The organism is Janthinobacterium sp. LS2A (assembly GCF_036543145.1).
Classification (GTDB): Bacteria; Pseudomonadota; Gammaproteobacteria; order Burkholderiales; family Burkholderiaceae_D; genus Janthinobacterium; species Janthinobacterium aestuarii.
On the sequence record NZ_JAZHPB010000010.1, the window covers coordinates 130,525 to 142,347 of the forward strand.

The 11,823-nt window shown below is 66.3% G+C and carries 7 protein-coding genes; 2 read left to right on the forward strand and 5 right to left on the reverse strand.

Annotation, left to right across the window (positions count from 1 at the left end; translation table 11 throughout):
• Nucleotide 1: 1 nt before the first annotated feature.
• Genes tagF through V3C40_RS24430 form a run of 5 tightly spaced genes read right to left on the reverse strand, consistent with a single transcriptional unit; the run spans nucleotide 2 to nucleotide 7,534 of the window.
• The gene (gene tagF, locus V3C40_RS24410) at nucleotides 2-982 is read right to left on the reverse strand and encodes a type VI secretion system-associated protein TagF (RefSeq protein ID WP_034754871.1); all 981 of its coding nucleotides are present in this window, start codon (nucleotides 980-982) and stop codon (nucleotides 2-4) included.
• A complete protein-coding gene (gene tssM / locus V3C40_RS24415; RefSeq protein WP_331778746.1) occupies nucleotides 979-4,875 on the reverse strand; it encodes a type VI secretion system membrane subunit TssM in 3,897 nt (1,298 codons plus the stop codon). Before tssM ends, tagF begins: the two co-directional genes overlap by 4 nt.
• 46 nt (nucleotides 4,876-4,921) lie before the next feature.
• Nucleotides 4,922-6,373, reverse strand: coding sequence for a hypothetical protein (locus V3C40_RS24420; RefSeq protein WP_331778747.1), 1,452 nt, complete (start codon nucleotides 6,371-6,373; stop codon nucleotides 4,922-4,924).
• 31 nt (nucleotides 6,374-6,404) lie between these two features.
• Nucleotides 6,405-6,674: a PAAR domain-containing protein gene (locus V3C40_RS24425; RefSeq protein ID WP_034754859.1), complete on the reverse strand. Its 270-nt coding sequence runs from the start codon at nucleotides 6,672-6,674 to the stop codon at nucleotides 6,405-6,407.
• Nucleotides 6,675-6,688: 14 nt separating this feature from the next.
• Nucleotides 6,689-7,534 (reverse strand): M15 family metallopeptidase, encoded by an 846-nt coding sequence (locus V3C40_RS24430; RefSeq protein ID WP_331778748.1) that lies wholly within the window; start codon nucleotides 7,532-7,534, stop codon nucleotides 6,689-6,691.
• Nucleotides 7,535-7,750: 216 nt separating this feature from the next.
• Here V3C40_RS24430 and V3C40_RS24435 point away from each other — a divergent pair, with 216 nt between their 5' ends.
• Together V3C40_RS24435 and V3C40_RS24440 are read left to right on the forward strand one after the other, a co-directional pair.
• Nucleotides 7,751-8,521: a hypothetical protein gene (locus tag V3C40_RS24435; RefSeq protein ID WP_331778749.1), complete on the forward strand. Its 771-nt coding sequence runs from the start codon at nucleotides 7,751-7,753 to the stop codon at nucleotides 8,519-8,521.
• A complete protein-coding gene (locus V3C40_RS24440; RefSeq protein WP_331778750.1) occupies nucleotides 8,518-11,823 on the forward strand; it encodes a type VI secretion system Vgr family protein in 3,306 nt (1,101 codons plus the stop codon). The genes V3C40_RS24435 and V3C40_RS24440 overlap by 4 nt, the downstream gene beginning before the upstream one ends.

Genomic DNA, 11,823 nt, shown 5'->3' on the forward strand with positions numbered 1-11,823 from the left:
GTCAGGTTCCGATAAAGGCGGCGCGCAAGGAATCGTGCGCCGATTTGAGCGAGAGGTTGGCTTGCGCCAGATAGGTCGACACTTTCTTGATCGCATAGTCGCTGCCGACCTGTTCCTCGACCCAGTCCAGGTCGTCGAACGCGATATGGTGATCGAGCGCCGCTTGCGGGTTCATCAGCACATGCAGGGTCTGCGCCGAGGCGCCGGAAAATCCCAGCACCAGCGTCTGGCGGCCGCGCAGCCGGGTGATGAACAGCGCCAGCTCGAAGTCGGCGCGCGCCAGGAACGGCGTGATCAGGTGCATCCAGAACGCCGCCACCATGTTGCGGTACAGCGGGTCGGCCGGCAGCGGCAATTCGAGGCTTTTCTCCAGCCGGCTGGAACTGCTGGCCATCACCGGCTGCAGCAGCAGGCCCAGCGCCAGCAGCACCTGCCGCACCGTGCCCGTGAAACCGGTGGGCGCCAGCAGCGCGTCGAGTTCGCCCACCGTCTGCATGTCGAGGAAGTCGTTGAAGGTGGCTTCATAGGCGGCGGCGCGCAGGTCGAGGTCGATGCTGGCATGGCTGGCCGCATGCAGCGCGTTGCCCGCATCGGGGCCGCGCATGTCGTTGCTGAGCGCCTCGAAACGGTTCCACAGGCGCGACAGCACCAGCGGACTGTTGGCGACAAATGCGGCCGGCTGGTCCACTTCCATGGTGCTCATCATCAGGAAGGGAAAACGGCGCGACGAGGCATCGCTGCTGGCGGCGATATGGCCGGCGATGGCGCGTCCACGGCGCGGGCCGATAAAGGCGAAATGCATGGGCGGCAGCGCATCGTAGGTCAGCTTCCAGCGCGCGTCGGCGCTGAGCAGGTCCATCGCCTGCGCCAGCCAGTCGTCGAGGATCTTCAGCAGGGCCGGGTTGTCGCTGGCCTTGACGAAGTCGCCGCGGCTGGGCAGCTTGCCGAAATAGCCGATCGGGGTGGCGGTGGTGCGGTTCATGGCGCGACGGCGGCATTGGCCGCGGTGGTGCCTGCCGGCGCGGGAGTGTTGACGGCCGGAACGCTCTGGGCCACGATTTCCGGCAGCTTCAGGCCGCGGAAGCCTGCGGCGCCCGAGGCGGTGGCCGGTGCCGCAACCGGCGCCGGGGTGGCGACGATCTTCAGGTTGGCCGCCACGCTCACGCCGCTGTTTTCCCAGCTCAGTTCGAATACGCCGCCATCCTTGCGCTTGCGCTTGGCCGAATCGATCATTTTCTTCAGGCCGAAATGGCCAGGCTCGTTGAGCAACACGACCGTGCGGCCTTCCGGCGTGATGGCGCTGATGCGCGCGCCGGGCGTACCTTGCGGATTCGGCCAGACCATATGGATCCATGGCTGCGGCTGGCCGCGCCAGCGCAGCGCCTGGCCGTCGATCTCGATCGTGTACTCGGTGGCGCCGGTGGCGGCCAGCGCCTGCAGGTCGAAACGGGTTTGCGCTTCGCCGGCGCCGGCCGCCGTGGCCACGCCGTTGGCGCTGAGCGGAGCGATCCAGCCGGGGAAGCTGGCCACGACGGACGGCGCCAGGCCGATGCCCATGTTGGCCCAGGTCTTGGCGCTGAGCGAATCGCCACGGCGCACCACCAGCGGGCCGATGGTGGTATTGAAGAACTTGGCGATGCTGCCTTCCGGCCCGAACACCTGGCCGATATCGGCATTGCTGGCCTCGCTACCCGAGGCGGGCGCAAACGGATACTTGGGCGCCAGGGTTTTCTGGAACGGTTCGAGTACCTGCGCCAGCCAGACCTTGTTGATTTCCGTCTCGGTCGGCTTGATGATGACGGCGAACGTCTGCATCAGCGGGCGTACCAGCAGCGGCCGGATGGCCTGCTTTTGCGCATCGGTCATGCCGGTCAGCATCTGTTCATCCACGTATTTGAGCGCATCGGCCAGTTCCGAACCGGTGCCGTCCAGCGTCTGCTGCATGAACTGCTTGGCGCCGGGGCCCGTATCGCCCTGGTTCTTGATCAGGTTGAAACGGGCGCGCAGCTTCGACAGCGCGTCCATGTAGCCGCGCATCAGCGAAGCGTCCTTGTCCTTGGTCACCACCAGGCGGGCCACACCGGAAAACTCGCGGCCCACCGGCCCCATCGGCAAGGCGCCGGCGGCGGGCGCGCCGCTGCCGATATTGACGTTGATGCCGGACGGTTTCTGGCGCAGGATGGTTTCCTTGAACCAGCCCATCATGCCGCGCTGTGCCCGCTGCAAGCCCTGGCCCAGCAGCGAAGGGTTGTCCCACGAGGTTTCCTTGTACACCGTTTCGATCAGCTTGTTGATCGGCGAGGTTTGCGGGTCGCCGAGCCGGTTCATGGCCGCCGCGGCGTTGTCGAAGCCGTTCAACTCGCGGATGCTGACGCCCTGGATGAATTTCTGCCACTCCTTGGCGTAGTCCGTTTTATACAGTTCGACCAGCGCTTTCTGGATCTGCTCGGGGCTGCCTTCGAGGGTCAGATCGTCCTTCGACGCCGTTTTCAGCACCCAGTCGGCGCTTTGCAGTTCGCGGTTGGCCGCTTCCTGGAAGGCTTGCTGGATGAATTGTTCCCAGGCGTCGCGCGTAAACGTGCCGGGAATGGCGTAGCTGCCCAGCACCAGTTCCTTGTCCTGCTCGCCGACAATGCGCGCCACCGTCATCGAGGCGAAGCGCGTGGCGGCGCGCGCCTTGACGTCAGCGTACACGCGCTCGCGGGCCGGCATGCCCCGCACCACGCGGCGCAGGCTGTCGCGCGACTGGTCGACCAGCGCCAGCTTGCTGTCGACCTGCGGCCAGGATGGGTCGTTGATCTGGGTGAGGTAGAACGAAATCATGCGTTCGGCGCTGCGTATCATCTGTTCGCGCGGCATGCTGCCGCGGTTGCTGTCGAGCCAGACCCGCCAGAAACGGGTCAGCTGGTCATTCAGGTGGCTCGCTTCGGCGCGCGACTTGTCGCTCAGCATCAGATAGGTTTTCAGGGCGTTATAGGCGTCTTCCACATTGGCCGGCGAGGCGTCCTTGAACTGCTGTGCGCCGAGGTTGACGGCGGCCGCCGTGGCTGGCGGTGCGGCGGCAGGGGCGCTGGCCAGGGCTGGCGTCGGCGTGGCGGCCACCGGTGCGGCCAGGGTGCCGGCTGGCGCGGGCAGGGTAGCGGCCGCGCCGGCCGACACCGCGCCCGACTGCGGCGTGCTGGCCATCGGCTGCAAGCGGCTGGCGCCGGCATTGACCTCGGCCAGGAAGGCTTCCAGCGATTGCGCAACCGGGGTCAGCATCACTTCACGCACACCCGAGAAATACTCTTCGCGCAGTTTGCGTTCCAGCAGTTCCCCCTGATACAGGCCCAGGCCCAGCGAGATGGGCCGGCTGTTGCGGTAGGCATCGAGCTGCTCGATCCGGTCCTGCATGATTTCCAGCGCTTCGAAACGCGATTGCAGGTCGAGCCGCTTGTCCTGCACCTTGATCGCCTGGTCCAGGTCGGCCTGCACATTGGCCACCAGCTGGCGGTTGGCCATGTAGGACCAGCTCCAGCCAGCCAGCGCCAGGCCCACCAGCGCGGTGGCGGCAAAGAAAGTGGCGTAGCGCAGGCGGGTCTTGGCTGGACTGGCGTACTGGGCGACCAGCTCCCTGTCGGCGAAGATCACCTTGCGGAACAGATTGAGCAGGAAATAGCCGTGCTGGTCCTGTACCGCGTTCTGTTGCTGCGGCTGCAATTTCAAATCGAAGCGCTGCGCCACGCGTTCCGACGAGGCCGATACCGACATGCCTTCCTGCAACGCGCTGGTGAAATAGAAGCCGCGCATGACGGGCTTGAACTGGAACGGGTTTTCCTCGAACAGGGTGGCGATGAAGGCGCGCAGCGAACCCTTGATCGCGCTGAACTCGAGCGGGAAGGTGAACACGCCCGGCGGCATGCGTTCCTGCTGCTGCAGCGCCATGCTGGCCAGGCTCAGCTCTTTCAGGCCGTCATACAGTTCGTCGAAACGCTGGTCGAACTGCTCCAGTACGTCCTGTTTGGAACTGGTCTGGCTGTAGGGCAGGGTGGCGCCCCATACCCGGTCGCGTTCGCCCCGTTCGGTGTCCTGGAAGAATTCGTTGAAACCGGTAATCAGGTCGGCCTTGGTGAACACCACGTAGACGGGCGCGTGCACTTCCAGCTTTTCCGTCAGTTCCTGCACCCGCTGGCGCAGGTTCTTGGCCAGATTGATGGCGAATTCGGGCCGGCTGCCAGTCAGTTCGGCAATGCTGACGGCGATGATGATGCCGTTGATCGGCGCGCGCTTGCGGTGTTTTTTCAATAGCGCCAGGAAGCCGAACCATTCGGCGCGGTCTTCGTCGTTGACGGAATAGCGGCCCGCCGTGTCGAGCAGGATGCCGTCGGTGGTGAAGAACCAGTCGCAATTGCGGGTGCCGCCGATGCCTTGCACGATCTTGCTGTCGGCAAAAGGAAACTGCAGGCCGGAATTGGCGATCGCCGTGCTCTTGCCTGCCGCCGGGTTGCCGATGACCATATACCAGGGCAGCTCATACAAGGCCGCGTCACCTGACAGCTGGCCCAGTTTGGACGTCTTGATGGTACCGATCGCTTCGAGCATGCGCTTGCGGATGGTTTCGGTTTCCTCGCGCTGGGTAGGGCCCGCCTTGGGCGCCGCGCCAGCCGTCTGCTGTTCCAGCATGCCGCCGAACCGGGCGGCATCGCGCTGGCGGCGCCTGCGCTGCAGCCACCATACCGCGCTGGCGACCAGCAGGACCAGCGCCAGCGGCGGCACGATCCATACCAGCGGCCATTCGAAGATGATGGCGCAACTGGCCAGCAGTGCGGCCAGCGCCACGAAGCCGATGGCGAACAGGCTGAAACGGGTAGTAATGGAATGCCAGAATCGTTGCATCATAGTATGAGGGGCGAGAGGTTGATAGGCATGGTGGAGGGAGGGGTCATGTCGCTGCGAGGGGTTCAGGGGCAAGGGTCGGCGCCCCCACCACCACGGCGGCCCGGCGGAAAGCGTCGAGGTTGCTCAGGCATAGCACCTGGCTGGCATTGTCGGCCGCCTCGTGCCGCGCCAGCACGAGCGCCGCCAAGGTGGCCACCTGGCCACTTTGGCCGCAGGCCGCCGCCACGCTTAGTACATCGTTGCTGAGATCGATATCGGGCAGCAGCGTGCCGGCATTGTTCATCAGTTCGATCATGCGGCTCGAGCGCTGGTCAGTATCGGCGTATAGCCGCGTAATCGCGGCCGGGGCGACAGACGCCGCCGACATCGCCTTGCCGCCCAGCTCGGTCAGCAAGGTGGCATCGCCGTGGCCGCGGCTGTCCGCCGACTGGCCACGCACGGCCATGCTGGCATGGTGCAGCAGTACCGGCGTGTCCACCTGCAGCGCCGCCGCCTGGGCCGCGTCGGCCAGCAAGAGGCCGGCCGCGCCTTCACCGGGAATTTGCCCGCCCGGCTGGCCCGCATTGAACAGCAGGCCGCGCGAGGTCCAGTCATGCACGGTCAGCTCGCCGATATGCGAACCGCAGGCCAGCACGATGGCCAGGCAAGGCAACTCTTGCAAGGCAGCCTGCGCGGCCAGCTGTTCGATCAGCGCCAGCGGCCCGCTGTCGCCAGCCAGGTGCACGCCGAGCTTGCCGGCAGGCCAGCCTTGCTGTTCCGCCTGTGCCTGCAGCCAGGCGGCGCCCGTGTCGCGCTGCGGCTGGTCCCAATCGGGTGGCAACAGCAGATGCAGCTGCAGGGTCGGCAGCGCCAGCGCGGCGCGCGATCGCGGTTGCGCCGCCTTGTAGTCGTCGAGCTCCGTGTGCATCGCCGCTTCCTGCATCAGTTCGGTCAATACGTCCGCGCCCAGCGCCAGTGCGCGCAAGTGTTCGGCATCGAAATGCGCTGTTGCGCCCTGCGCCGTATCGGCCGGACGGGTCCGCAGCCAGTCGTCCAGCAGTGCCTTCTGCTCATGTTCATCGAGGTCGGCCACGCGGGCGCTCATCACCGGGTAGCCTTGCGCGTCGGTCAGTTCCGGGTCGAGTTCGGGGCGCTGCTGCTTGTCTTGCAGCGCGGCCGCCAGTTCCGGCGCCGAGGCGCCGCCCGGCATGCGCAGCGCGGCGGCGGCCAGGTGCAGCGGCGCGCGCGGCGCAGGTTCATTGCCGGGCGCCCCGGCGTCGGCCCCGGCGGCGTCAGCCAGCGCGGGAGATGCCGCCGCCGGCGCCGTCAGCCTGGCCAGCAGTTTCTTGCCCAGCCACCAACTGATGAGCAGCGCCAGCGGCAACGCCAGCATGCTGCCGGCCAGGTCGCCCGTCGACGGCATGCGCGTGCTGGTGCGCCAGTACCAGATCGCGCCGCCCCAGCACAAGGCGAACACGGCCAATATCAGCAGGCTGCGCCGCAGCCACGCGCGCATCAGCGCGCTCCCTTGCAGTGGCGGCCGGACGTCATAGCTGATCCGTGGTGGCTTGCTGGCTGGCGATCAGCACCGCGCCACAGCTGGTCTTGTCGCCCTGGCGGGCCACCGGCTTGCCATCGACGATCCAGCTGGCGTCGCCGCTGACGATGGGGCAGGTGCCATGGCCAGGCCGCGGGCACGAAACCTTGTCGCCCACGCGCGCGATGCCGATGCCGCCGCTGTCCGTCACCGCCGAGGCCTCCAGCACGCTACCGCCATGCGATGTCTTGTCACCCAATCTGATTACAGGACCAGCCATATGTGCTCCTTAAGTCATCGTTGTTTTTTCATCACACCAGGCACGCGCAGTTCCGTGTGGCCGAAATCCATCATTTTCCAGCGGCCGCCCCAGGTCATGCCAACCGATTCGGCCACTTCGCCATACAGCTGATAGCCGCGCATGGCCCAGGGATCTTTTTCCGAGATCACCAGCTTGCCGTCGCGCAAAAAGGCGCAATCGGCCGCCAGGCCATACTGATGCCAGCTCTGGAACGCGGCCGCATTGGTGACATTGCTGCCCATGCCGGCCAGCATGTTTTGCCGTTCCGGACTGCGGTAACCTTCCAGGATGGCCATGTCGTAGCCATGTTTTTCCTTCATGATCTTGAACACCAGCAGCAGCCTTTGTGCGTACTCGGTATTGAGCAGCGTCCAGTTGCGGCTGGCCGATACCAGCATCGGCCGCACTTGCTGTACTTCCTCGGTGGCGAACACCAGCGGCGGCAGATCCACCGGCGGCACCAGCTGTTCGCCTTGCAGCAGGGCCGATACTTGCGTATTCATTTCGCGCGTCGACACTTCGTAGCCGCCCAATACACTCTTGCTGCCTGCCAGCAAGGCGATTGCCGGTGGCAGGCACATCACCGCCGCACCGCCCAGGAACAGCAGGTAATGGCGGCGCACGAACGCCGCGCTGCCGAGCAAGGTGCTGACGCCACCACGGCGCAGCGTGTCCAGGCCGGCGTTCCTGCGCCGGGCAAGCCGATCGAGCCGTGCCCCGATGCCTTGTTCGGCCGTCGCCAGCGCCCGCAGCAGCAGTTCGCGGCCCGATGGAAACAGCACGAGCCAGCTGATCAGGCATGCCAGTAAAAAATAGAGTGCCACCGCCAGTAGAAACACGTCCACCCCGCTCGAAAAAGGCGCCATGCATGGGCAGTGGAATGCGGCTGCGCCAGCGTTTGCGCTAATATTGCCTGTGAGTATATCTTACTAACTTGCTAATTACGGGCGCTTAGTTTCAATTGTGCGCCGGGTGCGCACTGTTGATTTCCTAACATGCGTCACGCTTTTTTTTATTGTCGTAAGGTATTGCAAATATTGACAGGAGTTAAGATTTTGCAAAGCAATGACGACAGCCCACGGCCATCGACACGGCCCAGCTTATTGACGCCAGCGCAACAGGCCGAGGCCGACCGCAGCCGTATCCTCAACCATCTCGAAGGTGGCAGGCGGCCTGCGCCCGTGCCGCATGAAGGCAGGCGCGCCAGCCGGTGGCCCATCTGGGGCGGCATGCTGGCCGGCGCTTTGTTGCTGCTGGCCACCGGCGCCTGGCTGGGGCAACACGAGGCGGCGGCGGTGGCCGAACCCGCGTTGAGCAGTACGGCACCAGCGCCGGAAACACCGGCCGTGGCCGCCGCGCCCGTCACCGCCGCTGCCAGCATCCGGGAGGAGGAACAGCAGGCGCTGCCACGGCAGAGCTTGAGCGAAATGCTGGGCGCCGACTTGCCAGTCCCAGCGCCGGCGTCCGTGCCCGGCCCCAAGGATGTGCTGAGCAAGGCGCTGGAAAGCCCGCAGAAGAGCGCGTCCAAGCCGGCGCGCGCGCCGCAGAAAAAAACGCCAGCCAAACCGCTCAAGCCCGCTGCTCCGGCCAAGCCCGCCGTCACGCCGGAACAGGAAAACGACCTGGCGCTTCTGGCTGCGCTCGTATCGCATGCCCAGGCTGGTACGCCGCCCAAAAAAGCGCCGTCCAGCCTGCAAGTCCAGTTACAGCAATGCAGCAAATTGAAACCGGCGGCCGCCGATAGCTGCCGGCAGAGGACCTGCGCCGGCCGCACTGACAAGCCGTTATGCAAGGCGGCCAGGGCTGCTGCGAAAGGCGCGCGATGAGCGCAGCGCAGCTGGAGCAGGTGGATGCCGCGTTGGGAGCGTTCTCCAGCATCACGCGCTTGTACGAGATCACGCTGGAAGGCGACGGCGCGCAGGATGCGGGCCCCTTGCTGGTGGAAGCGTTCGCCGGTGACGAACAATTGCAGACACAAGGCGCGCGCGATGTCATCGTGCTGTCGACCAGCGCCCAGCTGGCGCTGGCGCCCATGCTGGGCAAGCTGGCCACGCTGCAAGTGAGCCTGTTTGATGGCAGCCGCGCCAGCTTCAGCGGCCATGTCAGCGAGGCGGCCATGCTGGGCAGCTTCGGCGGCCTGGCGCGTTACCGGCTGCGCCTGACACCGTGGCTGTGGCGGCTGGGCCAGGTGCGTAACAGCAGAGTCTGGCAAGACAAGAGCGTGATCGAGATCGTCGAGTCCGTATTCCAGTCCTATGCTCCCGCGGCGAGGTGGCGCTGGAGCGATGACACGCGTCCGTTCATGGATGGCGCCGCGGTGCGCAGCTATTGCTGCCAGTACCGCGAATCGGACCTCGATTTCGTCGGCCGCCTGCTGACCGAAGAAGGACTCGCATGGCGCTTCGAGGAGCAGGAAGGCGGCCATTGCCTGGTGCTGTTTGCCGACAGCAGCGCCGACAGCGCGGTGCCGGAAGATGCTTCCAGCGCGGCCGGCGGCGGCATCCGCTTTCATGGCGCGCGCGCCGGCGAGCAGGGCGATACGCTGCAGGCGTTCAGCACGGCGCGTTCGCTGAACACGGCGCTGGCGACCGTGCTCAGTTATGACTACAAGGCCAAGCAGGCGGTCGCGGCCGGCGTGCCGACCCGGACGGCGGTGGGCGGCCAGCATGCGCCATTGCTGGAAAGCTACGATACGCCGGGCCAGTATTACTATGCCGACGCTGCCCAGGCCAGCCGCTACGCGCTGTTGCGGATGCAGGCGCTCGAAGCGCGCAGCGAACGCTGCGTTGCGCGCTCGACGGTGCGCACCTTGCGCGCCGGTACGCGGTTCAGCCTGACACAGGGGCCGCTGCAGGGGGCGGGCGGCGATGCGCCGGCCCCGGCTTATACGGTGCTGCGCGTCTGCAGCGTGGGCGTCAACAACTTGCCGGCGCCGGCCAGGCAAGGATTGGCCGAACTGTTCGGCCCGATTCCGGAACTGCTGCAGGAAAGCCTGGGCACGCTGAACCTGGGACCGCGCCACATCGAGCATGTCGAGCAGGTGATCGCCCAGGCGGTGGCCAGCGGCTATGCCAATCATCTGGAAGCGATTCCCGCCGCCACGCCGTGGCGCCCGGTGCTCGGTGAAAACGGATTGCGCCAGCATCCGAAACCGACCGCCTGCGGCAGCCAGAGCGCCATCGTCGTGGGCGCCGATGGCCAGGACGCGGCCAGCGGCGCCGATGAGATTTATTGCGACAGGCTGGGCCGGGTGCGCATCCGCTTTCACTGGCAACAGGAAACGGCCGCGACCTGCTGGGTGCGCGTGGCGCAGCGCGCGGCTGGCGGCGGCATGGGCAGCCAGTTCCTGCCGCGCATCGGCCAGGAAGTGCTGGTGCAATTTCTGGAAAACGATATCGACCGGCCCGTCATCATCGGCGCGCTGTACAACGGCCAGGGCGAGGGCGGAAGCAAACCGACCCCGGGCGGTATTGGCGGCGAGCCTGGCGACGCCGGCGTTTTCCAGCCGGCACACGATCACGCGGTAGCGGGCCAGGGCAATGTGGCGGGCGGCAACAGTCCGCTGTGGCATGGCGCCGCTGGCGCCAGCGCGGCGCACCGCAATGCCAGCGCGCAATGGGGCATCCGCAGCAAGGAATTCGGCAAGGCGGGCGGCCTGGCCGGTTATAACCAGCTGTTGTTCGACGACACCGACAGCCAGGGCCGGGTACAGCTGAAAAGCAGCCATGCGGCCAGCGAACTCACTCTTGGCCACCTGATCCACGCGGCCGACAATTACCGGGGCAGCCTGCGCGGCGCCGGCGCCGAGTTGCGCACCGATGCGTATGGCGCGGTGCGGGCGGGCGCCGGGCTGCTGATTTCCAGCTACCTCGTCAACCACGACGCGCGGGCGCGCGAGCCAGCCGGCGACAATGCGCCCGGCATGGCGCTGCTCAAGCAGGCGGCCAAGCTGGGCGAAACCTTTAGCGAGGCGGCCGTCACGCACCAGGGGGTGGCCTATGCGGCGCACCTGGGGGCGACGGCGCCCGGCAGCAGTGCGCTCGATGCCAAGGCCGCGCCGTTGCCGGCATTCTTGACCAGTGCCTCGGGCATGCTGAGCCGCGACAGCGTGGACGCCGCCAGGAGCGACGCGGCCGGTAAACCCACGGCGCCAGCCGACGACAAGCTGCCGCACAGCAGCGACGCCATCATCGCGGTGGCGGCCAAGGCGGGCCTGGGCGTGGTGGCGGGCCAGGATATGCAACTGGCCAACGGCGAAACGGCAACACTGATGAGCGGGCTCGATACGCAGTTCGCCAGCGGCGGCCAATGGCGACTGCACACGGGCCAGGCGATCGGCATGCTGGGCGGCGTCGTCAAGCCGGGCGAAGGCGAGCTGGGCGTCCAACTGGTGGCGGCCAGCCAGCCCATCGAGGTGCAGGCCCAGTCCGACGAGATCAAGGTGCAGGCGCGCGAGGAAGTCAACGTCATCAGTGCCAACGCACACATCGACTGGGCGGCAGCGAAAAGCATCCGCCTGTCGACGGCGGGCGGCGCCAACATCACAATCGAGGGCGGCAATATCACCATCCAGTGCCCCGGCAAGATCACCGTGTTTGCGGGCAAGAAGAGTTTTCTGGGGCCGGCAGGACTCGGCTATCCGCTGCCGCGCCTGCCGCGCTCCGAGCTGGCGCTGCGGCCCTTGAAATTCTTGCTGCGCCTGGCCGATACGCCGGGGCTGAAAGGCCATGCACTGGCGCACACGCCGTGGAAGATCGCCCATGGCGCGCAACCCGACGGCATGGATTTCATCGACGACGTCAAGCTGGTGGCGCAGGGCAAGACCGATGCATCGGGGAATATCAAGCTCAGCGATGCAGAGGAAGAAAAGCTTGCCGCCGTCTATGCGAGCAATCCGGACCATACATGGATCGTGTATCCGGGCCACAGCGTGCGGCTGAACGTGGAAACCGAATCGCCCGACTGGAGCGACAAGGACAAGCTGTTCCATGCGATGCAGGCGGCGGACTTCAGCGCCGGACGCTACGGCACCATCTTCGAGGCGGCGGCGGCACCGCAGGCGCGCTATGCGAAAGAAGCGCTGGCTTCGCTGACCCTGAAAAACATCCTGCCGAAGGTGAAAGTCTGA